The following is a 25,021-nucleotide window of genomic DNA, read 5'->3' on the forward strand; positions in this document are numbered from 1 at the left end:
GAAGTCGTCCGCAATAGTGCCCCAGCATGGGCCCCAGTTCACCCCTCTGCTGCAAGGAGCACTGCCATGACGTCCCGCCAGATCACCCTCTATCACGCTGCCCGTTCACGCTCGAGCGGCGCCGTGGCCCTGCTTGAAGCCCTGGGTGCCGACTACCGCCTGCATGTGCTGGACCTGAAAGCCGGCGCCAACCTGGCCCCGGCCTACCTGGCCATCAACCCGATGGGCAAAGTGCCGGCGATCATCCATGAGGGCGCGCTGGTGACCGAGCAGGTGGCGATCTACCTGTACCTGGCCGATCTCTACCCCGAAGCCGGCCTGGCGCCGCCGATCGGCTCGCCGCTGCGCGGCCCCTACCTGCGCTGGATGGCCTTCTACGGCGCCTGTTTCGAGCCGGCGATGATCGACCGCGCGATGCGCCGCGACCCGCCACCGCAGTCGATGTCGCCCTACAACGACGCCGAAACCGTCCTGCAGGTGATCGAGGCGCAGCTGGCGCAGGGGCCTTACCTGCTGGGTGAGGAGATGAGCGCCGCCGACGTGCTGTGGGGCAATGCCCTGAAATGGACCACCGATTTCGGGCTGGTGCAGCCCGCCCCCGCCACGGCGGACTACATCGCCCGGATGGGCGCATTGACGGCCTTCGACCGCTCGCGGCAGATCGACGCGGAGCTGATCGCGGCGTAAGGGCGCCCGCCGGGCACGGCCCGGCGCTACCGGGCGGCAGGGGCCGTGCCCCATGAGCGTGCACCGCGGCGGGAGGCGCAGGATGCGGGTAGAATTGCCCGCTTTCCCGCCACCCGAATGGATTAAGCGCCATGACCGGGACGCCAGACGTCTTTCCGCCCGCCACGCCGGGCGGCACCCCGCTCGTTGCCCTGCCCTCCGCTCCGCGCACGCCGGAGCAGATCAAGGGCAAGCTGTACATCAAGACCCACGGTTGCCAGATGAACGAGTACGACTCGGCCAAGATGGCCGACGTGCTCGCCGCCAGCGACGGCCTGGTGCTGACCGACACCCCGGAGGATGCCGACGTCATCCTGGTCAACACCTGTTCCATCCGCGAGAAGGCGCAGGAGAAGGTGTTCAGCCAGCTCGGCGTCTGGAAGGGGCTGAAGAACCAGGGCCGCGAGGTCATCATCGGCGTCGGTGGCTGCGTCGCTTCGCAGGAGGGCGAGGCCATCATCAAGCGCGCGCCGTTCGTGGACCTGGTGTTCGGCCCGCAGACCCTGCACCGGTTGCCGGAGCTGATCCGAGCGCGTCGCGAGCAGAAGCGACCGCAGGTGGACATCAGCTTCCCGGAAATCGAGAAGTTCGACCGCCTGCCGGAGCCGCGCGCTGAAGGCGCGTCGGCGTTCGTGTCGATCATGGAAGGCTGCTCGAAGTACTGCTCGTTCTGCGTGGTGCCCTACACCCGCGGCACCGAAGTCAGCCGTCCATTCGAGGACGTGGTGGTGGAAGTGGCACAGCTGGCCGCGCAGGGCGTACGCGAGATCAACCTGCTCGGCCAGAACGTCAACGCCTACCGTGGCCCGTATGGCGATGGCGAGTTCGCCGATCTGGGCCTGTTGATCCGCACCATCGCCGAGATCGATGGCGTCGGCCGCATCCGCTTCACCACCTCGCACCCGCTGGAGTTCAGCGACTCGCTGGTGGACGCGTTCCGCGATGTGCCGCAGCTGGCCAACTTCCTGCATCTGCCGGTGCAGGCCGGCAGCGACCGCGTCCTGTCGGCGATGAAGCGCGGCTACACCGCGCTGGAGTTCAAGTCGAAGATCCGCAAGCTGCGCGCGGTGCGCCCGGACATCTCGATCAGTTCGGACTTCATCGTCGGCTTCCCCGGCGAGACCGAGGCGGACTTCGAGAAGACCATGAAGCTGATCGAGGACATCGGCTTCGACCACAGCTTCTCCTTCATCTATTCGCGACGCCCGGGCACTCCGGCCGCCGACCTGGAAGACACGCTCAGCGATGCCGAGAAGCATGCGCGGCTGTCGCGCCTGCAGGAACGAATCAACGCGCACGCCGCCGGCATTTCCGCGAAGATGGTCGGCACCGTGCAGACGGTGCTGGTGGAAGGTCCTTCGCGCAAGAACCCGAACGAGCTGACCGGCAAGACCGAGAACATGCGCTCGGTGAACTTCCCGGCACCGGCACGCCTGATCGGTCAGTTCGTGGATGTGGTGATCACCGAGGCATTGACCAATTCGCTGCGCGGGCGGGTGGTGACGGAAGGCTGATCGCCGGAGTGGGGGAAGCCATGTACGGCTTGCCCCCCCCACGCAGCAGTCGTGGTGATTTTCTCACCACGCCACGCAGACCCTCTGTGCAGAAGGCTCTGCGTCACCTATCCACAGGTTGATTGCGCGTCGTTCCACAGTGATTGTGGAAAAGCGGTGGGTCTCAGGGGCGAGCCCGCCGGGCCTCGTTGCTGGCCGCAACCTTCGCTTAGCGGGTCTGCTCTGAGCCTCAGAAGGACGCACCGCGCTACTCGCTCAGGAATCCCAGCTTCGTCGTCCCGAATCCGTACCGGGTCTCCATCAGCTTCTTCACCGGTCCCATGCCCTCTATGATCATCCTGCCGTCCGGCGTCCCGCAGCGTGTGCCCACCTGCGTCCTGCCGTACTGCAGTTCGGCTTCACGACTGCGCTTGGGACGGGGATCGGGCTCCCACCAGGGGAAATGGGCATACGGCTTGTTGGTCGAGACTTCATGGCGCCAGCACACGAACGAGAGCGTCTCGTTGCCTGCTGCGTCATAGTCGTAGACGCGGTAGGAGCTGTAGCCGCTGGTCAGCGGCGTGAGCTTCAACACACCCTTCTCTGCGTATGCGCGCAGGTTCTCGGTGTAGCCACCACTACCGGGAACCGGGCCGAACAGGATCACCCGCGTGAGCCTGCCGTTTGCGTCGTAGTTTTCCTGGCGATTCAGATCCAGCGTGCGCCACTGGCGTTCGTGGGGCTGCTTGGCACCCGGTCCGAAGACTTCGAAGATCCGTCGATGCGAGCGATGGTAGTACTCCCGGACGCGGGTGTAGTCAGTTACTCCTTCGAACAATCCCGTGGCAAGTTCCATTGGAACGCGCTCGCCGGGGAAGGTATACCGCAGCTTGTGCCGACGGTCCCGGCTACGCTGCGCGAAGAGCGCAGTAGCGTCGGATTGCACGACAGTCATGGAGGAGTCCCGAACCCCCAAAAGGCCTTGCCTATCACTTCCGTGAAAGGTGATCGCCACTTCTCTGCGACCATTCGCCCCATCAACATACATGTAGCCACTCGCAAACCACGCTCCGTCCGTAGTTTCGCCCCCCGTTGCCGTGTCGTCACGTTCTGGCTGCTCGCCACGCTTCCTTGTGGCCTCCTTGTTAACAACTGAAACCAACGCGCCATCCGACCGATACGTGAAGTACCAGGTCATCTTCTTCGAGGCCTTTTCACGTAACTGCGAGCAAGTGAAGTCAGGAACATCCGAAACACTCATCCCGGAACTCTGATTGGCCACCTCTATGCGGCCATCATCATCATAGAGCGCACAGAACGTAGTCTCCCTATGCCCTTTCGCGTCAGTTGCATGAATCGACGTCAATTGACCTGACCCGTCATAGTCTAGCTCCTGCGTCTTGTAAAGCTCGAAATATGGATACACATGCCTGACTGCAGGGTGCAGGCTTTCAGGAGCCTGTGCGTCAATCAATTTTGACTCTCGCCTCTTCCATTGCTCGGCACGACATATCCGTCGCCCTTGAACGCCTCTTTCCAGGTAGTAAACCGAACCACCACTCGAGTCGAACGGCTTATTATGCAGCTCACTGACATGGGGGCTTATGTCAATTCGCACATAGGGGGCAGTCGTGTTCGCACGATCGAGACTGGCGCCTACTGCAGACCCTTCACCAGCCTCCCTCGGCGAGAACTTGAGCACTACTTCATTGCCGTAAATCGGTGCATTCTTCTCGTTTGACGAACCACAATAGGCAAGCGCAGTCTGTACGGCACACAGGCCACCAAGAACGAGGAATCCCCTCAACAGTCGATACCCACTCATATGATACCCACTCATACCTGCTCTCCGTGTTCCTCGGGGACCTGCCGACTGGAGTAAGCCAGTTCAGTTGATCTATCCCTCTGAACAGGCGCGACTGCAATGATCTCGTTCGGCATCGCGGCAGCAGGGTCATCCATGCCGCTGCCCCAGAGCAGCGGCATGGTGACCCAGAAGCCCTGAATTCCCTTGCGCTCTTCATTACCTCTCAGCATCTTTGTCGCCCTTTCTGCATCGTGCCGCCCCACCGCACCGGTCACGTAGTTGCTTACAACGCTTGGCTCCAGCATGAACCCTGGCTGCAGGTCCGCCGGCTGCGCGTACAGGATGCGTTTGACGTGCCCTTTGTCACTCAGACCTGCGGCGGGGAATCCATGAAGCACGGCGTCGTAGCGAGGGAACGAGTCGCGGGGGACATTGGTGAAGACACGCTGATAAGCGGCGGAATTTGAATCGGCAAGATTCCTGATGCTTCTCCACGTCTCGGCACTTGCGGGCCTGTCCACCGTCAAGGTTGGCACGTTCTTGTTGAACCAAGGCAGATACGTCTGCGCCGCTTCCGCTGCAGAGTATGGCTTGTTCTCCTTCTCCGGCAGCTCTTGAATCTCCTGCCCCAGAAACTTCCTCCACAGCTTCAACCGCAGCTCCCGCGCAAATGTTCGGGTTATTACCTGCACGCCGTTGCCCAGATCCATCCGCTTCGCCTCGCCATCAACGATCACCGCGGCGATCTCGGTATCGCCTGTCCCCAGCAGGCTGCGGTCATTGCAGTTCGCGCTGCCGATGATCGCAACGGCGTCATCAACGATCAGCAGCTTGGAATGCACATAGCACTGCTCGGTCACCACATACAGGGAGGGGCCATGCTCGGAGCCGATCGTGTGCGGCGGCAGATGATCGCTTCTGCGCGTTTCGGCCAGCACGCCGTAGCTGCGCAGATTCATCACCGACAGGTATTCCTTCCAGCGCCCGGCCTTCACCTCCGCCTGCAGGTCGGCCTCTTCCACGCTGGCCTCGCGGATGTCCTTGTCGCGTGCGATCAATGATCGGCAGATGCGCCGGATCAGGCTGTCGTCACCACGCAGCAGGGTCTGCTGCACCCAGTACTGCTGCTTCACCACGGCTCCGTCCGCCAGGCTGCCCTCCGGGTGCACCGGCAGGGTGATGTACACATGGAAGCCTTGCCGGGCCAGGATCGCGCGGCGGATGCGCGCGGCGAGGGCGGCCACCAGCGGGTTGCTTGCCGCCGACTTCACTCCCTGCCTGCGCTTCATCACATCCTGCACGATGTCGGCCCTGCCTACCGGGCCGCTCATCCCCACGCCACGTTCCACGTGACCAAGCTTCGCCTTCTCGGCATCCGTCGCATCCCGCCGCTCCCCGCCCTTCACTGCGGTTTCCACCACGCTGCCCGGATCCGCGTCGGACCAGCCGCAGTCGGAAATAAGGAACTGCGTCTCCAGATAGATGTAGGCGCGGGCCGATGCGATGCAGTTGACCATCGCGTCGAGAATGGAGTGCATCGGCTGTTCACGCTCCCAGTACGGCTGCAGGCAGCTGGCGTCGTCCAGGTTCAGGCCAAGTTCCCTGCACCCCTTCTTCTCCAGCGCATGCAGGGCGGTGCCCGAGGAACGCACGATCTGCACGCTGACCTTGCCCGCGGTGCCCGGCACCGTCAGGTCACCGAACACCGCCTGCATGCCCCCCATGGACTGCAGCCACTGATCGCTCAATGGCGTCAGGTCCATGCCACGCGCCAGGGTGGTCTGCTTGGGCAGCGCTGTGTCGAGCCATTCATTGGTCTTGCGAAGACCCGTGTTCAGCCCCTTGCGCAGCAGCGAGCCGACGGTCCGGTCACCGCGCTGGTTCTGCCAGACCATGGCATTCCAGCGATGCATGAAGTTGCTGCAGATATCGAATACGGCCGGGCCCGCGATCTGCGCGTGCACGTCCTGCCAGGGCATGCGAGGCTGGCGGCCACTGTCGAGCAGTCGCTGGGTGCGATCAACTGGTGTATTGATCCACTGCACCAGCGATTCCCATGCCTGTTTGGCCTTGTTGAACTTGCTCTCGATCTCGTCATATTTGGTTATGGCGTCCGTGACCAGCGAGTCAGGATCACGCATGTACCCTACGACGGTGGTGGCGGTCATGATCGGGCCCAGAATGGCGGCCTTGATCGTGGCCTTGCGCTCGTCGACCCACTCACCGAACTTCTTCGCCTGGATTTTCCTAAAGCCTTCCAGTGCGCGTCCTGCGGCGGCAGCAGCCTCGCCGACGTTCAGCTTGACCGCCTCGTCAGCGGTTCGGTTGGAAGCGGCGATGACGTCGGCGTACTCCTTTTCGACCTCGGCCAACCACCCTTGAATGGCCAGGAAGGTCTTGGCGACCGAACGCTGTACCCAGACAGCTTGTTCCATTCCCGGAATGACCATCTCGGCGAGCTTGCGGATGCCCTCGCGCTCAAGTGCTTCGGGTACGCCCAGCTTGTCTGCATAGTCCTGCAGTTCGGCCAATGCGGCACCGGCATCCCACTGCGCCTTCATCTGGTCCAGTGCGATGGCCATGCCGGGCACATACGCCTGTGCGAAGCCGGGACGGACGCGGCCTGCCGCATCCGGGCTGGTATCGGGCTTGTCCAGCGTGAGCTTCGTCTCATCCTCCGTCATGCTCCGATACTTGCTCAGGCAGTTGTTGTAATGGTCATTGATCACGTGCAGCGTCGGGTCGCAGACCACGTCGAAGTTGCCGTCGTCCCAACGGCCATGGGCGACGTCGAGTCCTCCGACGAAGCCGATGCGTCCGTCCACCACCAGGATCTTCTGGTGGTGCGAGAAGGCGATGTTGAAGGCATCGGCGCGGCCGGTCGCCGGGTTGTGCAGGCCCACCTGCACCTGCCCGGGCGTCTTGTCATCCTGCATCTTGTACAGCGCCGTGCGCACCTCGTTCTCGTGGGTGTAGGCGGCCGCCTCCACGCTGTCGTAGAGCAGTACCCGCACATCCACGCCGCGCTGGTTGATCGCGTCGAACAGCAGCTCGCTCAGCCGCGCGGAGTGCGCGTCACCGCGCGCGTCCATCTCGGTATCGAAGTTCATCTGCCAGTCGGCGATGAAGATGAATTTCTGCGCGCCGCGGATGGCATCGGCCATCGCCTTCATGGCCGAGCGCCCGTCGGTGAACGCGTCGACGCGGTTCCCGTGCCGCACCGGCGCGAACTGACGGTCCGGTGGTGCGTAGTAGTCGCCGCTGGTCGTGCCTTTCTGGCCATCCCTGCAGATGAGGGAGGCGCGCTCGACCCTGCCCCATGCGTTGGCGTCTGCCATGATCAGATCTCCTTGCGCCGGGCCGGGCTGGCGTCGATGTGGGACTGGAACTCGTACTCGGCGCGCTGCCGGTAGGCATGCAGTGCGGCATCGTCAGGCAGGTCGGCCAGACTCTTGCCATAGTTGATCGCCTCCAGCGTGTCCAGGGTTGCCCGCACCCCCGGGGAGCCGCTGTATGGCCGGGGCCGCTGCAGCGGGATCACGTCGATTCCGTGTACCAGGAACAGGCAGCCGGGATGGCGGCCTGCGTCACTCCAGATCCTCGCGCACAGCGCATCGTCCAGGCTGACATCGCCCTGTGCGTCGGCCTCACCTTCGGCCAGGGTCTCGGCCCAGCGTTCCGGCAGCAGGGCGCTGTCACGCTGCTCATCGTCCAGGGCGCGGTGCGTGCGCACGATCCTCCAGGGCTGCCCGCCCAGCGGCACACCCTGTGGGCCCGGGATGTCCTGCAGCCTGAAGGCAAGCTTCGGAACCTGCCCGTCCAGCGCGCTGGACGGCATGTCCGGCAGGGGACGGGTCAGCTGCGCCGGGCCGACGAAGGTGCGCTGCCCGGCCTGCACCGTCACCGTGCCGGGGCAGACCAGCACCAGGTTGCCATCTTCCAGCGTAATGCTGGCGCCACCGGCGGTGGCGATGTGCAGGGTGCGCGGTGCGGCAAGCTCCACAGCCCCTTGCCCGCTCGCTGCACGCACGGTGCTGCGCGCCTGCAGGTGGATCGTTTCGGACTGGGCCCGGATGTCCAGTACCTCCTGCCCAGCGACGATGGTCAATGCCGCATCACCGGCAAAGCTGCGGCCACTGGCCGCCAGCATGCCCACCGCCTGCGCCGCGTGCAGGCGCGCACCGCCGGCCACGTTGGCATCGGTGTGCCCGCCACTGGACAGTGCCACATTCCGGGCACCGCCCCAGTGCAGTGCCTGCCCGGCCACCATCATCAGACCGGCCTGCCCATGCAGGCCCAGCGTTGGCTGGCCGGTATGCGGAACATCGCCGGGCGCGGGGCGGCCCTCCTCATCGGCGCTGGCCTGCGCATAGGAAAGTCCGTTCACACTGGCCCGCGCAACCCGTTGCAGACCTGCCACGCCGGTGCTGTCCTCCCGTACTGCGTGGCTGTCCAAGCCAGCCGTGCCGTGCATCGTAGCCGCGCCATGGCTGGACGCGGCCAGGAGGGCGGCCTGCTGCAGCAGCGCGCCGGCCGCAGCCACTTCGCCTGCGGGTGACAGCGCAGCGTGGCCACGCGCGGTCAACCAGACGCCCCGTTCGGCACGCAGCGCGCCCCACGCGTCAGTGCGCAGTTCCGCGCCTTCTCCGCGCAGGGAACCACGATGGTTGTCAGCCATGTGCAGCAGATGACCAAGATTCAGCTCGCTGCTGGCGTGGCTGCTGGCCAGCTGCACGCGCAGCTGTGCGTCGGAATCATCGAAGGCCAGCCGGTTGTAACCCGTTCCGGACCATTCCCGTGACTGGATGCCCCATACCGCCCCGGCATGCCGGTGCTGGTCCTGCCCCGGTGCCATCGCGTGCCAGACAGGCGCATGACCGCCGGCCGCATTGCCCTGTGCGCTCGGACGGGAGTCGGTGGCATGCCCGAACAGGCCGCCGCTTTCGTCTGCGGCCGCTGCTCCGGCCGGGGTGCGCGCAACGCCCGCCTCGCCACGACCGTTGTACAGCGCGCCCAGCACCAAGGGCTGATCGATGTTGCCGTCCAGAAAGCCGATCACCACCTCCTGGCCGACACGCGGCAGGAACTGTGCACCGACGCCCGGTCCAGCGTAGCGCTGCGCGACCCGCAGCCAACAGGTCGTACCGGCATCTGTGGCGTCCTGAAGATGCAGACGTACCCGTACCCGGCCCAGGTGATCGGCGTACAGAGCGGCATCATCACGGCCATCGCCAGCGATCACCGTAGCGGTCTGATGGCCTGGCGCGAGCGGCCGCGGGTGGATGCGTTCGCCGGTGCCATCGGCCAGCACGGGCCGCCACGGTCGATTCCGATCGACGGCGCGGAAGCGATTGGCATAACCCAGGGGCGCGTTTGTCTCCAGCGCCACGCCGGGCATGGCTGAACCGGCCTCAAGCCAGCGGGCCGGTGCCGCAGCGCGTGGTTGCTCCGCCCCCTGCGTGATCGGCGGCGGATTGCACCCGTAATGCAGTAGTTCGGTCGGCAGCAGGCTCGGCGTCGAACCAGCGCTCGCGGCCAGAACGCGGATGAAGCGACCGACCTGCAGGCTGCGTACGCTGCCTGCCGCCAGCCAGCCTGCACTGCCGGCCTCGTGCGCTTCAGCTGCTCGCCGCGCGCGACGATACCCCTCATCGGCGCCAGCCAGGGCGTGGGTGCCCACCGGCTCATAGACCTCGCGCGGGCTGTGCCCGGCTTCCTGCAGTGGCATCTGCACATGTCGGACGGTGGCCGCAGGGCCATCGTCGGTGACAAGCGAGAGCCGGCTGCTGCCCAGCCGACGCCACCTGCCCAGCTGCTGCAGGGCATCTGCGCGCTCGGTGGCGTCGTCACGGTGGAAACGGATACCGCCGTCTCGGGCCGATTGTGGATTCTCAGGTTGCACGCTGCTGTCGGCGAACAGCACGAGCGTCAATTCGCCGCTGCTGTCGCTCTCGAACGTGCCCGCAATGCCTTCATCGGCCAACAGCCGCTGCACGAACTCAAGGTCCGGCTCCCGATACTGGATGCAGCAGTCGCGCACGGGTGCGGCGGCCAGAGCGGCCAGGGCATCGTCGCTCCAGCGCCAGCGGGCCAGTCCGCTGTGCGTGCCGAACACGTCCTCGACGATGTCCCGGACGGTCCGCTGCTGATGGACACGGCTGCGCCGCGCATGCCGCAGGAACCACGTCCATGGCACGAGATGCAGCCGATAGCGCGCCAGACCGCCGTCTGCGCCAAGGAGGTGAGCGGCGGCGATGTAGCCGCAGCGATGGTGGTCCTGGCCATCATCGAGGCAGGTGACCAGCGCGGCGCTCAGTCCCGGCCAGTCTGCGCATGACAGGCCCGCATCCGGGTGCACGGCATCTACCCAGTAATCGAAACCGTTGACCAGGCTTTCGTGGCCCCACCACTGTTCGACGAACAAGGGAGGCAGGCCCTCAGCCTGCAGCCGATGCAGTTGCCCGTTCGACCCGAGCCCCGCCAGCGGCGCGTGCGCAGCTGCCGTATGTGAAACATCCATGACCTCTCCCTGGCCGGGCGCTCCGCCCCGACGCTCAATGCCTGTGAACCTTCCCGTGGCCACCGCTGCTTCCGGTTTCCGTTCCCCACCCGGTCGTGACGCTTTTTTCACCACCGGCGCAGGAAGCTTGTGGCACAAGCATCGCGAACGTCTATCCACAGGTTCCCGCAGGTCCGATCCACACCCCGTGTGGAAAACCGCGTCGCAGCCCCCGTACTGGCCGTGTGCGCCCCCGCGCGCTACCCTTGTTTCCCCTTGAAGACACTGTGGTGGAAGGCTTCCGCCCCACCTCCAGCAATGAAAAACATCGAGCATCGAGACTTCACCCTGTCGCCGGAAGACAACGCGCGCCTGGCCAACCTGTGCGGCCCGTTCGACGGCCATTTGCGACAGATCGAACTGAAACTCGGCGTGGAGATCGCCAATCGCGGCTTCGTGTTCCGTATCAGTGGACCGAAGGAAGCCAGCGTGGAAGCGCAGAAGCTGATCGAGGCCCTGTACGCCGAAGCCGGCGAGACCACCTTCGACAACCACGCCATCCACCTGCGCCTGGCCCAGGCCAACGTGGAGCAGATCGCCGAACGCTCGTACGAAGCACAGGACGTGGCGATCCGGGTCAAGCGTGGCACCGTGCGCGGTCGCGGCGCCAACCAGGGCCGCTACCTGCACCAGATCGCCACCCATGACATCAACTTCGGCATCGGCCCGGCCGGTACCGGCAAGACCTTCCTGGCCGTGGCCAGCGCGGTGGAAGCGCTGAACGAGTCGCGCGTGCAGCGCCTGATCCTGGTGCGGCCTGCGGTCGAGGCCGGCGAGAAGCTCGGCTTCCTGCCCGGCGACCTGACCCAGAAGGTCGACCCCTACCTGCGGCCGCTGTACGACGCCCTGTACGAAATGATGGGCGTGGAGAAGGTGGTCAAGCTGCTGGAGAAGAACGTCATCGAGATCGCACCGCTGGCGTACATGCGTGGCCGCACGCTCAACGATGCGTTCGTGATCCTGGACGAGGCGCAGAACACCACCATCGAGCAGATGAAGATGTTCCTGACCCGGCTGGGCTTCGGCTCCACCGCCGTGGTCACCGGCGACCTGACCCAGACCGACCTGCCCAAGCACCTGAAATCGGGCCTGCGCGATGCCATCGACGTGCTGCGCGATGTCGAGGGCGTGAGCTTCACCTTCTTCGAATCGCGCGACGTCGTCCGCCATCCGCTGGTGGCCCGCATCGTCAGTGCCTACGACCGCCGCGACCTGCATCAGATCCAACCCGGAGCGACATCATGACCCGTGGTCCCGTACGGCTGGACGTCGCCGTTAGTTACGCCCTGCCCCGCGCCGGACTGCCGGCCGCGGTGAGCTTCCGCAGGTGGGTTGCCGCGGCCCTGAAGGGGCGGATCCGCGAAGCCGACCTGGCGATCCGCGTGGTCGATGCCAAGGAGGGGCAGTCGCTGAACCGCCACTACCGCGGCAAGGACTACGCCACCAATGTGCTCAGCTTCCCGGCCGAAGTGCCCGAAGGCCTGCCCAAGGGCGTGAAGTTCCCGCTGCTGGGCGACCTGGTGATCTGTGCCCCGGTAGTCGAGCGCGAGGCCGGCGAGCAGGGCAAGGCGCTCAACGCCCACTATGCGCACCTCACCGTGCACGGCGTGCTGCACCTGCTCGGCTGGGACCACGAAGACGACAAGGAAGCCGAGGCGATGGAGCAGCTGGAACGCGAGATCCTGGCCGAGCTCGGCATCGCCGACCCCTACGCCGGCGAGCGCTGAGCCCGCCCCCCCTGACCGGAAGGCAGCCGAGCCCAGGCTCGGCGCCACCACGGAGTGCCGCTGTGTTCCTGCCCCTGCTGCTTGCCACCTCTGCGTCCGCCGCTCCGCTGGACCTGCCGGCACTGATCGAATGCCGCCGGGACGTGGCCGCCCATGCCGCGCTGGCACCGCTGCTGGCCGACCCGCTGAAAGCGGTCGCCAGCGGCCTGCAACCCCTGCCGCAGGGCAACCGGTTCCTGAGCGAGTACCGTCTGGCGCAGCCCATCACGGTGTTCGGCACCCGCACGGACCGGGTCGCAATGGCCGGTGCCAGCATCATGGCCATCCTCGATGAGGCCGACCCCCGGCCACTGGCCAGGCGGCTCGGGCTGGAGACCGGATACGACCAGGACGGCAAGTTCATGGCGGGGCGCGAACTGGTCAGCCGTGACGTGACCGACCCGACCACCGGCGAGGCGCAGATCGAGTCGATCATCCTCAGTGTCTCAACGGTGGCCTCCCACCCAGGCCGGACGCTGGCCGGTTGCACCTACAGCCTGGACCTGCCCGAAGCACCGGCGTCCCGGCCTGAACTGGCGCCGCCCCCGATCACCGGCCCCGGCAGCGGGGGGCGCTGACAGGCCGCTACATCCTGCTAGACTGGCGCCAACGCCCGGCATGCCGGGTGCCCTTTTTCCAGAGATGTCTGAAGACGACAGTAGTAGCTCCCTGCAGGAGCACAGTGAAAAGAAGCGCGGCTGGCTGGAACGCCTGACGTCCGCGTTCTCCGGCGAACCCCATACCCGCGACGAGCTGGTCGCTGTCCTGCACACTGCGCAGGAAGAAGGTCTGATCGCCGCCGATACCCTGAAGATGATGGAAGGCGCCATTTCGGTGGCCGAGCTGACCGTGGGCGACGTGATGATCTCGCGTTCGCAGATGGTCTCGCTGCCGGTCGAAGCGCCCTTCCTGGAACTGATGAAGCAGGTGGTCGAATCCGGCCATTCGCGCTTCCCGGTGCATGGCGAGAACAAGGACGACATCCTCGGCATCCTGCTGGCCAAGGACCTGCTGCGCGGCGTGGTTGCCGACCACGGCCCGGCCAACGTACGCGAACTGCTGCGCCCGGCGGTGCTGATTCCTGAAGCGAAGAAGCTCAACGTGCTGCTGAAGGAGTTCCGCCTGTCGCGCAACCACATGGCCATCGTGGTCGACGAGTACGGCGGCGTCGCCGGCCTGGTCACCATCGAGGACGTGCTGGAACAGATCGTCGGCGACATCGATGACGAGCACGACGAAGCCGAGGACCCGTCGGCACAGATCGCGATCCAGGCCGACGGCCAGTACGTGGTCGATGCCCTGACCCCGATCGGGGATTTCAACGAGCGCTTCGGTGCCACGTTCTCCGACGAGGACTACGACACCATCGGCGGCCTGGTCACGGAAGCGGTCGGTCACCTTCCGGAGATCGGAGACGAACTGGCGCTGGACCGCTTCATGTTCCGCGTCGCGCGTGCCGATGCGCGCCGGGTACAGGCCTTCCACGTGACGGTGCTGCCACCGGACGCGCAGGACGACGCTTGAAACGGCGCGGGCTGATCCTCACCCTGTGGCTGGCACTGTGCATGCTGGCCACGGCCGTGCCTGCCATCGCCTTCGCGCAGGCGACGGCTACAGTCGCCGGAACTCCGGCGCCGCGCATCGGCGTGGTGACGATGCAGCCCGGCACGGTGTTCTTCGAGCGTTTCGGCCATGACGCCATCGTGGTGCTCGATCCGGCCAGTGGTGAGGCAACGTCGTACAACTTCGGCTACTTCGATCCGTCCGAGGATGACTTCATCGGTCGTTTCGTGCGTGGCGACATGATGTATTACCTGGTGGCGCTGCCCCTTCAGCAGGACCTGTCGTACTACGACGAGACCGGCCGCGGAGCGAGCGTGCAGTGGCTGGATCTGCGCCCGGACCAGGCGCGCGCACTGGCCGCCGACCTGGCCGAGCGGGCCAGGCCGGAGAACGCGCGCTACCACTACGACTACTACACCGCCAACTGCGCGACGATGGTGCGCGACACGCTGGACAAGGCGCTGGGTGGTGGACTGCATGCTCAGCTGTCCGGACGCTCGCGCGGTAATACCTACCGCAGCGAATCGGTCCGCCTGGCCTCGCCCGCGCCGTGGATGTGGCTGGGCTTCGACGTGGGCCTGGGCCCGTTCGCCGATCAGCCGCTGTCACGCTGGCAGGAAGCGTTCGTGCCGATGCGCCTGGCCGATGCCCTGCGCCAGGCGCGTAACAGCGACGGTCGTCCGCTGGTGCAGTCCGAGCAGGAACTGCTGCCGCACCGCATCGATCCGGAGCCCAAGGAATTCCCGCGCCGCTGGTGGCCGTGGCTGCTGTGCGGCCTGGCCATCGCTGCCGGCGTGCTGGCGTTGCGCAACCGGCCGCGCCTGCTGGCCGGACTGGGACTGCCGTTGTGGCTGCTGTGTGCCGTCGCAGGTGGCCTGCTGGTGTTCCTCTGGGGCTTCAGCACCCATTACGCCGCCTGGGCCAACCGCAACCTGCTGCTGCTTTCGCCGTTGTGCGTGCTGCTGCTGCCGGGCGCGGTCCGGCTGCTGCGCCGTCGCCCGCCGGGCCGCATGTTCACGGTCGTGCTGTGGCTGGTGGCACTGCAGGCCCTGGCCGCGCTGGTCCTGCACTGGCTGAGCCTGCAGGCACAGTACAACGTGCAATGGATCGTGCTGCTGCTGCCGATCCATGCTGCCCTGGCCTGGGTGCTGGGGCGCGATCGTCACTTGTCGGATACGCGGCACTGACGCACGATGGCGGGCATGTCACTGCCCGCCTCCGCTGCCGCACCTGCTTCGGCCAATCCCGCCTGCGTCATCAACTGCGTCCACTACGATGAGCAGGGCGTCCGCCATGACATCAGCCTGGACGCCATCAGCGACGTCATCGCCAGCGGCAACGGCTTCGTCTGGGTCGGCCTGTTCGACCCCAATGAAGACGTGCTGCTGAAGCTGCAGGAGGAGTTCTGCCTGCACGACCTGGCGATCGAGGACGCGCGGAATGCGCACCAGCGGCCGAAGGTGGAAGCCTACGGCAACTCGCTGTTCGTGGTGATGACCACCGCGCAGATGGTCGATGAGCGCATCCAGTACGGTGAAACCCACGCCTTCCTCGGGCCGCGTTTCCTGGTGACCGTGCGCCACGGTGCTTCGCTGTCGTATGCACCAGTACGTGCCCGGGTGGAACGCGAGCCGCAGCTGCTGAAGATGGGTCCGTCGTATTGCCTGTATGCCGTCACCGACTTCGTGGTCGACAACTACCTGCCGATCACCAACCGCTTCCGCGACACGCTGGAGCTGCTGGAGAAGGACATCTTCGCCGAGAGCTACAAGCGCAGCACCGTGGTGCGCCTGTACGAGCTCAAGCGCGAGTTGAACAAGATGCGGATGGCCGTGGCCCCCTTGCAGGACGTGCTGGCGCAGCTGCGCCGCTACCAGGGCGAATTGATTCCGGACGAAGTGAAGCTCTACGTCCGCGACGTGCATGACCATGCGGTGCGCATCAGCGACGTGATCGATACCCTGCGCGAGATGCTGGGTACCGCACTGAGCGTGAACCTCTCGCTGGTGACGCTGGCGCAGGGCGAAACCGTGAAGCGGCTGGGTGCGTGGGCGGCCCTGCTGGCGGCGCCGACACTGATCACGAGCTGGTACGGCATGAACTTCAGTCACATGCCGGAGTTGAGCCAGCCATGGGCGTACCCGCTGATGATCGTCGGCGTGGGCGGTGTCTGCGTGGGCCTGTACCGGTTGTTCAAGCGCGCGCGGTGGTTGTAGAGCCGAGCCCAGGTTCGGGCTCGGCTGCTTCTTTACCGTGGCACACGGAATGCATCATCAGGCCACGTAGACAGTCTTGATGTTCATGAACTCATGGATGCCATGGTCCGCCAGTTCGCGGCCGAAGCCTGACTGTTTGCTGCCGCCGAACGGCAGCCGCGCGTCACTCTTGACGATGGCATTGACGAAGGCCGCACCGCATTCCATGCGCTGGGCGAAGGACTCGCCACGCACTGGGTCTCCGGTCCAGACACTGCCGCCCAGCCCGAAGCGGGTGTCGTTGGCCACGCGCAGCGCTTCCTCTTCATCCTTGACCCGGATCACCGCAGCCACCGGCCCAAACAGTTCCTCGTCGTAGGCGGGCACGCCCGGCCCGACCTGGTCCAGCACGGTGGCCGGATAGCCGGCATGCGTGCCCGCAATCGGCTCGCCGCCCAGCAGCACCCGCGCCCCCTTGGCCACACTCGCCTGCACCTGCTTGTGCAGCTCGTCGCGCAGGTCCGCGCGGGCCATCGGTGCCAGCGTGGTCTCGCGCTCGCTGGGGTCGCCATACCGGCGCTGACCAGCGGCCTCGACGAAGCGGCGGGTGAATTCATCGGCCACGCGCTCCACCACGATGAAGCGCTTGGCAGCGATACAGGTCTGCCCACTGTTGTCGAAGCGTGACTTCACTGCGGCCGCCACGGTCTTGTCGAGGTCGGCATCGTCCAGCACCACGAAGGCGTCACTGCCCCCCAGCTCCATCACCGACTTCTTCAGCTGGCTGCCCGCATTGGACGCGATCGAACGCCCGGCGCGTTCGCTGCCGGTCAGCGTCACCGCCTTCACCCGCGCATCGCGCAGCACCTCGGCTGCCTGGTCGTTGTCGATGTGCAGAACGTCGAACACACCGGCCGGCAGGCCACCGTCGCGGCACACCGCCAGGATCAGGTCCGCACACTGGGGCACGTTGCTGGCGTGCTTGAGCAGCGCGACGTTGCCGGCCATGAAGGCAGGCGCAAGGAAGCGGAACACCTGCCAGACCGGGAAGTTCCATGGCATCACCGCGAACACGCAGCCGATCGGCTCGTAGCGCACGTAGCTGCGCTGTGCCTCGGTATCGATCAGCTGGGGCTTGAGGTAGTCGGCGGCGTGATCGGCGTAGTACTCGCAGGCCGCCGCGCATTTGTCGACCTCGGCCAATGCCTCGGCCTTCAGCTTGCCCATCTCGTGCGTCATCGCCTGCTGCAGCTCGTCACGCCGCGTGCGCAGCTGCGCGGCGATCCCTCGCAGGACGGCACCCCGCTCCTGCAGCGAACGTGCGGCCCAGCCCGGGAATGCGTCGGCCGCGGCCTGCAGGCGCTGCTCGACGTCGGCAGCGCCCATCAGTTCATGGCGGTAGGTCACCTGGCCGGTGGTGGGATCGATGATCTCGACAGTCATGGGGGATCTCCTTCAGGCAGATCCCCAGTGTGCGCCCTTGCCCGTGAGCCGCGCGTTGCCGGATCAGCCGTTGTCCTGCCGGGCCAGCTGCAGGTCGCGCTGGCGCCGCTTCTCGGCGCGCGCGTTGATGTACCAGCCGATCACCGCCGCGATCGACACCGCCGATACCAGCAGCGTGGCCAGCGCATTGATCTTCGGGCTGATGCCCATGCGGACCGAGGCGAAGACCTTCATCGGCAGTGTTGTCGAGCCCGGCGTGGCGACGAAGCTGGCCACCACCACGTCATCCAGCGACAGCGTGAAGGCCAGCAGCCAGCCCGCTACCAGTGCCGGGGCGATGATCGGCAGCGTGATGCGGGTGAACACGGTCAGCCGGCTGGCCCCCAGGTCCATCGCCGCTTCTTCCAGCGACAGGTCCATTTCCTGCAGGCGCGAAGACACCACCACGGTGACGAAGCACAGGGTGAAGGTGACGTGGGCGATCCAGATGGTCGCCAGTCCACGCGCCGGGAAGCCCGGAATGGCCCCCATCGAGGCCAGCAGCGCCATCAGCGAGAAACCCAGGATCACGTCCGGCATCACCAGCGGCGCGGTGACCAGCGCGCCGAACAGCGGCTTGCCGCGGAAACGCTTGAACCGGGTCATCACCATGGCCGCCAGCGTACCGAGCACCGTGGCGGTGCAGGCGGTCCAGAACGCCACCACCAGGCTGGTCCACATCGCGTCCATCAGTGCACGGTCGGCGAACAGATCGCTGTAGGCGCGGGTGGAGAAGCCCGCCCATACCATCGCCAGCCGCGAACTGTTGAACGAATAGAACATCAACAGCAGGATCGGCAGGTACAGGAAGGCGAAGCCGAGCAGCAGCACGCCCAGACCCAGGCCCTTGGCGGTACGCGGGCTCATGCCTGCTTCCCTTCCAGCAGGCGCTGCTGGGAACGGTTGAACAGCAGGATCGGCACCAGCAGCAGCAGGATCATCGCCACCGCCATCGCCGAGGCGCCCGGCCAGTTGCGGTTGTTGAAGAACTCGTTCCACAGCTGCCGGCCAACCATCAACGTCTCCGATCCGCCGAGCATCTCAGGGATGACGAACTCGCCGACCGCCGGAATCATCACCAGCATGCAGCCGGCGATGATGCCGGCCCTGGACAGCGGCAGGGTGATGCGCAGGAAGGCCTGCCACGGCTTCGCACCGAGATCGTAGGCCGCCTCCAGCAGGCGGTGGTCATGCTTGACCAGGTTGGCGTACAGCGGCAGCACCATGAATGGCAGATAGCAGTAGACGATACCGATATAGGCCGCGGTCGGCGTATCGATCAGCTGCAGCCTGGGCAGCCCCATGCCGGTCATCAGCGTCTGCAGACCGGTGAACTGCAGGAACTGGTCGAGCAGGCCGTTGCGGTCCAGGATCGCCTTCCACGCGTACACGCGGATCAGGAACGAGGTCCACGACGGCAACACCACCAGCATCATCGCCACGTTGCGCGCCGCCGGCGACAGCCGGGCGATGGCATAGGCCATCGGGTAGCCGATCAGCAGGGTCAGGAAGGTGGAGATCGCTGCGATCTTGATGGAACTCAGGAACGCCTGGGCGTAGATCGAATCGCGGAACAGCGCCAGATAGTTCTCGAGGTTGAGCTTGAGCGAGAACCCGCCGTCCACGTACTGCAGCAGCCAGGTGTACGGCGGCGAGCCGACACGGCTGTGCGAGAAGCTGATCATCAACACGATCAGGAAGGGCACTGCGAAGAACAGCAGCAGCCACAGATACGGAACACCGATCACCGTGGCGCGCAGTCCCGGCAGCCAGCGCTTCAGCCCGGCGACACTCATGAGGTCAGCACCACGCCGTCATTGTCGCGCCAGTGCACCCACACGCTGTCACCCCAGGTCAGGCCATCGCTGGCCCAGCGCTGCGAATTGGCGAAGTTGGCCAGCACCTTGGCTCCACTGGGAAGGCGCACGTGGTAGACCGAGTGACTGCCGAAGTAGGCGATGTCCTCGATCACACCCTGTGCCTTGTTGGTGTGCCCTTCCGGCTCGTCCTTACCGATCATCACCTTTTCCGGACGCAGCGCGAATGCGACCGGCTGCCCTTCATATCCAGTGATGCCATGGGCGATGTAGATCGGCGCCGGGAACAGCGGCGATCGTACGGTCACATACTCCGGCAGGTCCTCGTCGATCACGCCGTCGAACAGGTTCACCGAGCCGATGAACTCGGCGACGAACCGGTTGGCCGGCTGCTCGTACACTTCGTCCGGCTTGCCGACCTGCTGGATCCAGCCCGCATCCATCACCGCGATGCGGGTGGCCATGGTCATCGCTTCTTCCTGGTCGTGGGTGACCATCACGCAGGTCACGCCCGACGATTCGATGATGCTGACCAGTTCCAGCTGCATCTGCGAGCGCAGCTTCTTGTCCAGTGCACCCATCGGCTCATCCAGCAGCAGCAGCTTGGGGCCCTTGGCCAACGAGCGTGCCAGCGCCACGCGCTGCTGCTGTCCGCCGGACAGCTGATGCGGCTTGCGCTTGCCGAGGTGGCCCATCTGCACCAGCTCCAGCATTTCGCCGACGCGCCTGCCGATCGCATCCTTGCCCAGCCCGTCCTGCTTGAGGCCGAACGCGATGTTCTGCTCGACCGTCATGTGCGGGAACAGGGCGTAGGACTGGAACATCATGTTGACCGGCCGCTGATAGGGCGGCAAGGCGTCCAGACGCTGCCCATCAAGGGTGATACTGCCCTTGGTGGGTGTCTCGAAGCCGCCCAGGCAGCGCAGCAGGGTGGATTTGCCGCTGCCGGAGCCGCCCAGCAGGGCAAAGATCTCGCCCTTGCGCACATCCAGATTGACGTCGTCGACGGCGACGAAACCGTCGAATTCCTTGCGCAGGTCACGAATGGAGAGATAGCCGGGCGCACTCACCGAATCAACGGCGGCGGCTTCCGGCTGGGCTTCAACGGGCATGGGGGCTCCGGGAGCGGGCGGTGGACAGCGGGCGCCATTCTACCGGCCAGGGGGCGATGACGGTATGACGGGGTATGGCGAGCGGCCGTTGCCCGCCGGGCATGGCCCGGCGCTACCCGCATGGCCTGGCTCCGGGTGCGCCGGGGCCAGCCCCGCGGCGAGGTTCAGCGAACAGCCACCGGCGGTGCCTCCTGCCAGCCCAGCCCCAGGCTCTTCTGCAGCGCCACATACCGCACCAGCAACTGCAGCCGCGCCTGGGCGGCGGCATCCTGCGCCTGCAGCCGCTGGCGCTGTACGTCCAGCAGATCGATCTGCGAGGTGGCACCCGCCTGTCGACGCTGGCTCATCAACGCCAGCGAACGGTCCGCCGAAGCCTCGGCGCGGACACTGGCCTGCAGTTGCTGCCGGGCCGCACCGAAGCGCGCCAACGCGGTGTTGGCATCCTGCAGTGCAGCCAGCACCGTGCCCTCGTAGGCCGCCAACCGGGCCTCATTGCCGGCCCGAGCCTGGGCCACACGGGCCTTGTTCACGCCGAAGTCGAACAGCGACCAGCGCAGGAACGGGGCGACGATGGTGGCGGCTGAATCCCGCCCCAGGTCGGAAACCGAGGTGGCGCCCGCCCCGATGCTGCCCAGCAGGGTCACCTGCGGAAAATACGCCGAGATCGCCTGGCCGATCTGCGCCGAGGATGCCGCCAGCTCGCGCTCAGCCTTGCGCACATCCGGCCGGCGCTGGATCAACGCGCCCGCATCGTCCACCGGGACGCTGGCCGGCAGCACCGGCAGCGGCTGGTCTGCCGCCAACCGTGCATCCAGCGCCCCCGGCTCGCGGCCTACCATCAGGGCCAGCACATCTCGGGCTTCGTCGGCCTGTGCCTGTAGCGGCGGCAGCGCAGCCTGCTGCTGTTGCAGCTGGGCCTGCGCGCGCTCCACCTGCAGGTCCGAATCCGCACCGCGTTGGCGACGCTGACGGGTCAGCTGCAGGCTTTCATCGGCGGCTCGGAGGTTGTGCTCGGCCAGGGCGATACGCTCGCGGCTGCTGCGGTAGCCGAGGTAGACCTGGGTCAGTTCCGCGGCAAGCTGCACCTGCGCATCGGCCAGTGCTGCGGCGTTGGCCTCGGCTTCGGCGGCGGCCTGCTCGGCCGCGCGGCGTCGGCGGCCGAACAGGTCCAGTTCCCAACTGGCGTCGAAGCCGGCCACGTACAGCTCGGTGTCCAGATCGATATCGGCGAACTGCTGGCGCAGCTGCGCCGCCTCCTGCGGACGGCCGTTGGCCTCGGCCACGCCGGCGATGTTCTCGCCCAGACCGCGCACGCTGTTTTCCAGCGAATCCGGTGCCTTGATGTTGGCGTAGCCCGCCGCCGCGCCCACGCTGGGCAGCTGCTCGGCGCGGCGCTGTCGCCGCAGCGCGCGCGAGGCCAGCAGCTTGGCCTGGGCGGCGCGCAGGTTGGGGCTGTTGCGCAGCGCTTCGTCCACCAGCTGGTCCAGCAGCGGATCGTTGAGCGCGCGCCACCACTGGCTGGGCGGGCTGGCAGGCTGCACGCCGGCCTGCGCCGCGCGTGGGAGCTGCGCCTGCGCGGTAGCGACCGTGGCCACGTCCGGTTTCACGTAATCCGGCCCCACCATGCAGCCCGCCAGCAGCAGCGGCAGGGTGGCCGGGCACAGCCGGCGCAGAAGGGGGGAAACGGGCAAGGTCGTCGAAGTCATCAGTGCATCGCCAATGGAACGCCCTTGGGCAGGGGCTTGAGCAGGAAGACCAGCGGCAGGGTGGCCACCACGATCAGGCCGAAGATCCAGAACAGGTCGTTGTAGGCCATCACCATCGCCTGCATCTGCACCGTCTGCGCCAGCACGGCCATCGCCTGGGTCGCGTCGCCCAGCTGCTGGCCGTAGGCATGCAGCGCGTCCTGGGCGATGGTCGAGTTTGCGGTAACGCTGCTGCCGATCGCATCGATGTGCAGGGTGGTGCGGCGTTCCTGGAAGGTGGAAATGATGGCCAGCCCGATCGAGCCGCCGAGATTGCGCGCGGCGTTGAACAGGCCGGACGCATCGCTGGTGTACTCGCGCGGCACCGAGGTGATGGCCGCCTGGTTCAACGCCATCATCGCCAGCGCCAGCCCACAGCCCTGCAGCAGCTGGCCTATGACGAAGTGCGGGCCGATGCTGTCCGGAGTCAGCCCCAGATTGACGAAGCAGGCAGCGGCGAAGCACAGCATGCCGCCGAACACCATAATGCGTACGTCGACCGTTTCCAGCATCTTCGGCATCAACGGCATCAGCAGGATGGTCGGCAGGCCGGCCAGCAGCAGCACATAGCCGGCCTGCTCGGTGTTGTAGCCGGCGATGATCGCCAGGAACTGCGGGATCATGTACATGACCCCGAACAGGATCATGCCCACCGCCATCACCATCACGAACACTGCGCCGAAACTGCGCTGGAACAGGATGTTGAGGCGGATGACCGGCGCCTTGCTGGTGAACTGCGAAAGCGCGAGCAGCGCGAAGCCCAGCACCGAGACGATGCTGAGAACCACGATCATCGTCGATTCGAACCAGCGCTCGCGCTGGCCGTCTTCCAGCACCACGGTGAGTGCGGAAAGGCCGGCGGTCATGCCGACGATGCCCAGCCAGTCTGCGCGCAGCAGCCCACCCCAATCAGACGTTTCATGCGGAAGGCCGAGCAGCAGCAGGGCAACCAGGCCGGCGCAGATCGGCACGTTGATGAAGAACGCGTAGTGCCAGCTGACGTTCTCGGTCAACCAGCCGCCCAGCAAGGGGCCGATCACCGGGCCCAGGATGACGGTCATGCCGAACAGCGCCGTACCCAGCGGCTGCTGCTTCGGCGGCAGCCGCGTGCCGACGATGGTCAGCGCGGTCGGGATCAGCGCACCACCGGCAAAACCCTGCCCTACCCGTCCGGCGATCATCATCGGCAACGAATCGGCCAGGCCGCACATCACCGAGAACGCAGTGAACAGCGTGGCGCAGATCAGCAGGAAAGTGCGCAGGCCCAGCGTGCGCACGAACCAGCCGGTCAGCGGAATCATCACGATTTCCGAGACAAGGAAGGCGGTGGAGATCCAGGTGCCTTCGGTGCCGCTGGCGCCCACTTCGCCCTGGATGGTGGGCAACGCGGCGTTGACGATGGAGATGTCCAGCGTAGCCATGAACGAACCGATGGTGCCGGCCGCCACGGCCAGCCAGGCCGCGGCATCCGCCTTGCCTCCGGCGACAGGTGCTGCGTGGGCACGGGTGGCGTTCATCGCGCCGGCGCGGCCATGGCCTCGGCCTCGTCCTGGGTGCGCTCGCGCGCATCCTTTGCATTGCGGGTATCGACGGTCACTTCCACCGACATGCCCGGCACCAGCACCTTGCGTGCTTCAGCACCTGCGTCCACCCGGATGCGCACCGGCACGCGCTGCACGACCTTGGTGAAGTTGCCGGTGGCGTTCTGTGGCGGCAGCAGCGCGAACTGCGAGCCGGTACCCGGCGAAATGCTCTCCACCGTGCCGCGCAATGGGGTGCCTGGCAACGCATCGACCTTGATTTCGGCCGCCTGGCCGGCGCGCATAAGCCCCACCTGGGTTTCCTTGAAGTTGGCAACGAGGTACAGCGAAGCAACCGGCACGATGGTCATGGTGCGGGTACCGGCAGCAACAAACTGGCCGACCTGCACGGTCTTGTTGCCGACACGGCCATCGATGCGCGCGCGCAGCTCGGTGTCCTCAAACGCCACTCTGGCCTGCGCAGCGTCGGCCTGCGCCTGCTTCAGTCCGGCCTGGGCCTGCTCGAGCTGGGCCTGGCTGGCTTCGATCTGGCTCTGCGCGCCCTGGATCTGTGCCTTGGCCGCATCGTACTGGGCCTGGGCGCGCTCGACATCGTGGCGCAGGCTTTCAACGTGTTCATGGGTGTCCGCACCACTGGCCGCCAGCGGGGTGAAGCGCGCCAGCTCTGACCGGCCGAAACGCAGCGAGGCGGCGGCCGCGGTGAGCTGGGTGCGTGCCTGCAGCAGGCTGGACTGCTGGCCCTGCACCCCAGCGGCAGCAGCGGCGATGTCGGCTTCGCGCACGGCGATCACGGCCTCGGCCTGGTCCAGCGTGGCACGGTAGGTGCGCGGGTCGATGCGCAGCAGCGGTTCGCCGGCCTTGACCCACTGGTTGTCCTGCACCAGCACTTCGGTGACGTAACCGTTGATGCGCGGAGCGACCGCGACAGCGTCGGCCTGCAGATAGGCGTTGTTGGTGTCCTGCAGGTAGCGGCCGACCAGCAGGTGGTAGATCAGCCAGGCAACCAGGGCGATGACCACGACGACGCCGATGATGGCCAGCGTCCAGCGCACCTTGGGGTTCTTCAGCGGCGAGGGCTTGTCCTCCGTGGAAGGCGTTTCGTCAGGGGCGGCGTCGGCGCGCTGGGGCTGTTCGGTCATTGTCTGAAGGCGGTGGTCGGTGCCATACGGGACGGTAGGGGAAGCGATGCGGAGGCAAGGTGAAAAAAAAACGGAG

At 66.2% G+C, this 25,021-nt stretch carries 18 protein-coding genes; 8 read left to right on the forward strand and 10 right to left on the reverse strand.

Annotated elements, in window-relative coordinates:
- The first annotated feature begins 66 nt into the window (after positions 1 to 66).
- Positions 67 to 687: a glutathione S-transferase gene (locus IMX13_RS00990; RefSeq protein WP_053516594.1), complete on the forward strand. Its 621-nt coding sequence runs from the start codon at positions 67 to 69 to the stop codon at positions 685 to 687.
- Positions 688 to 818: 131 nt separating this feature from the next.
- Positions 819 to 2,240: a tRNA (N6-isopentenyl adenosine(37)-C2)-methylthiotransferase MiaB gene (gene miaB, locus IMX13_RS00995; RefSeq protein WP_065176220.1), complete on the forward strand. Its 1,422-nt coding sequence runs from the start codon at positions 819 to 821 to the stop codon at positions 2,238 to 2,240.
- 247 nt (positions 2,241 to 2,487) lie between these two features.
- Here miaB and IMX13_RS01000 read toward each other — a convergent pair whose 3' ends face one another.
- From IMX13_RS01000 to IMX13_RS01010, 3 genes are read right to left on the reverse strand one after another with little or no spacing between them, the layout of a single operon-like run.
- Positions 2,488 to 4,059 carry a hypothetical protein gene (locus tag IMX13_RS01000; protein ID WP_193395564.1) on the reverse strand — a complete coding sequence of 524 codons (1,572 nt, stop codon included), beginning with the start codon at positions 4,057 to 4,059 and terminating at the stop codon, positions 2,488 to 2,490.
- On the reverse strand, positions 4,056 to 7,364 hold the full coding sequence (locus tag IMX13_RS01005; RefSeq protein ID WP_193395565.1) for a phospholipase D-like domain-containing protein: 3,309 nt from the start codon (positions 7,362 to 7,364) through the stop codon (positions 4,056 to 4,058). The genes IMX13_RS01000 and IMX13_RS01005 overlap by 4 nt, the downstream gene beginning before the upstream one ends.
- A 2-nt stretch (positions 7,365 to 7,366) precedes the next feature.
- Positions 7,367 to 10,546 (reverse strand): type VI secretion system Vgr family protein, encoded by a 3,180-nt coding sequence (locus IMX13_RS01010; RefSeq protein ID WP_193395566.1) that lies wholly within the window; start codon positions 10,544 to 10,546, stop codon positions 7,367 to 7,369.
- 297 nt (positions 10,547 to 10,843) lie between these two features.
- Between IMX13_RS01010 and IMX13_RS01015 the strand changes: the two genes are divergently transcribed.
- From IMX13_RS01015 to IMX13_RS01040, 6 genes are all read left to right on the forward strand, one after another.
- The gene (locus tag IMX13_RS01015) at positions 10,844 to 11,830 is read left to right on the forward strand and encodes a PhoH family protein (protein ID WP_053516587.1); all 987 of its coding nucleotides are present in this window, start codon (positions 10,844 to 10,846) and stop codon (positions 11,828 to 11,830) included.
- A complete protein-coding gene (gene ybeY / locus IMX13_RS01020) occupies positions 11,827 to 12,312 on the forward strand; it encodes an rRNA maturation RNase YbeY (RefSeq protein ID WP_053516586.1) in 486 nt (161 codons plus the stop codon). The genes IMX13_RS01015 and ybeY overlap by 4 nt, the downstream gene beginning before the upstream one ends.
- A 62-nt stretch (positions 12,313 to 12,374) precedes the next feature.
- Positions 12,375 to 12,929: a hypothetical protein gene (locus tag IMX13_RS01025; protein ID WP_193395567.1), complete on the forward strand. Its 555-nt coding sequence runs from the start codon at positions 12,375 to 12,377 to the stop codon at positions 12,927 to 12,929.
- A 64-nt stretch (positions 12,930 to 12,993) separates the two neighbouring features.
- Positions 12,994 to 13,875, forward strand: coding sequence for a transporter associated domain-containing protein (locus IMX13_RS01030; protein ID WP_053516583.1), 882 nt, complete (start codon positions 12,994 to 12,996; stop codon positions 13,873 to 13,875).
- Positions 13,872 to 15,101, forward strand: coding sequence for a DUF4105 domain-containing protein (locus IMX13_RS01035; protein ID WP_065181220.1), 1,230 nt, complete (start codon positions 13,872 to 13,874; stop codon positions 15,099 to 15,101). The genes IMX13_RS01030 and IMX13_RS01035 overlap by 4 nt, the downstream gene beginning before the upstream one ends.
- Positions 15,102 to 15,107: 6 nt before the next feature.
- Positions 15,108 to 16,130, forward strand: a complete 1,023-nt coding sequence (locus IMX13_RS01040) for a magnesium and cobalt transport protein CorA (protein ID WP_053516581.1) — start codon at positions 15,108 to 15,110, stop codon at positions 16,128 to 16,130.
- A 57-nt stretch (positions 16,131 to 16,187) separates the two neighbouring features.
- On the opposite strand, the gene IMX13_RS01045 is transcribed toward IMX13_RS01040, so the two are convergent.
- From IMX13_RS01045 to IMX13_RS01075, 7 genes are all read right to left on the reverse strand, one after another.
- Positions 16,188 to 17,552 (reverse strand): NAD-dependent succinate-semialdehyde dehydrogenase, encoded by a 1,365-nt coding sequence (locus IMX13_RS01045; protein WP_193395568.1) that lies wholly within the window; start codon positions 17,550 to 17,552, stop codon positions 16,188 to 16,190.
- Positions 17,553 to 17,615: 63 nt separating this feature from the next.
- Positions 17,616 to 18,458 (reverse strand): ABC transporter permease subunit, encoded by an 843-nt coding sequence (locus IMX13_RS01050; RefSeq protein ID WP_005415928.1) that lies wholly within the window; start codon positions 18,456 to 18,458, stop codon positions 17,616 to 17,618.
- On the reverse strand, positions 18,455 to 19,387 hold the full coding sequence (locus IMX13_RS01055) for an ABC transporter permease subunit (RefSeq protein WP_053516578.1): 933 nt from the start codon (positions 19,385 to 19,387) through the stop codon (positions 18,455 to 18,457). The genes IMX13_RS01050 and IMX13_RS01055 overlap by 4 nt, the downstream gene beginning before the upstream one ends.
- A complete protein-coding gene (potA, locus tag IMX13_RS01060; RefSeq protein WP_193395569.1) occupies positions 19,384 to 20,520 on the reverse strand; it encodes a polyamine ABC transporter ATP-binding protein in 1,137 nt (378 codons plus the stop codon). The genes IMX13_RS01055 and potA overlap by 4 nt, the downstream gene beginning before the upstream one ends.
- A 164-nt stretch (positions 20,521 to 20,684) precedes the next feature.
- Complete coding sequence (locus IMX13_RS01065) at positions 20,685 to 22,226, reverse strand: efflux transporter outer membrane subunit (protein ID WP_193395570.1); 1,542 nt, start codon at positions 22,224 to 22,226, stop codon at positions 20,685 to 20,687.
- The gene (locus IMX13_RS01070; RefSeq protein ID WP_053516574.1) at positions 22,226 to 23,782 is read right to left on the reverse strand and encodes a DHA2 family efflux MFS transporter permease subunit; all 1,557 of its coding nucleotides are present in this window, start codon (positions 23,780 to 23,782) and stop codon (positions 22,226 to 22,228) included. Before IMX13_RS01070 ends, IMX13_RS01065 begins: the two co-directional genes overlap by 1 nt.
- The gene (locus IMX13_RS01075) at positions 23,779 to 24,945 is read right to left on the reverse strand and encodes an HlyD family secretion protein (protein WP_065176210.1); all 1,167 of its coding nucleotides are present in this window, start codon (positions 24,943 to 24,945) and stop codon (positions 23,779 to 23,781) included. Before IMX13_RS01075 ends, IMX13_RS01070 begins: the two co-directional genes overlap by 4 nt.
- Positions 24,946 to 25,021: the final 76 nt, after the last annotated feature.

It is taken from the genome of Stenotrophomonas sp. B2 (assembly GCF_014947095.1).
GTDB classification, from domain to species: Bacteria; Pseudomonadota; Gammaproteobacteria; order Xanthomonadales; family Xanthomonadaceae; genus Stenotrophomonas; species Stenotrophomonas maltophilia_P.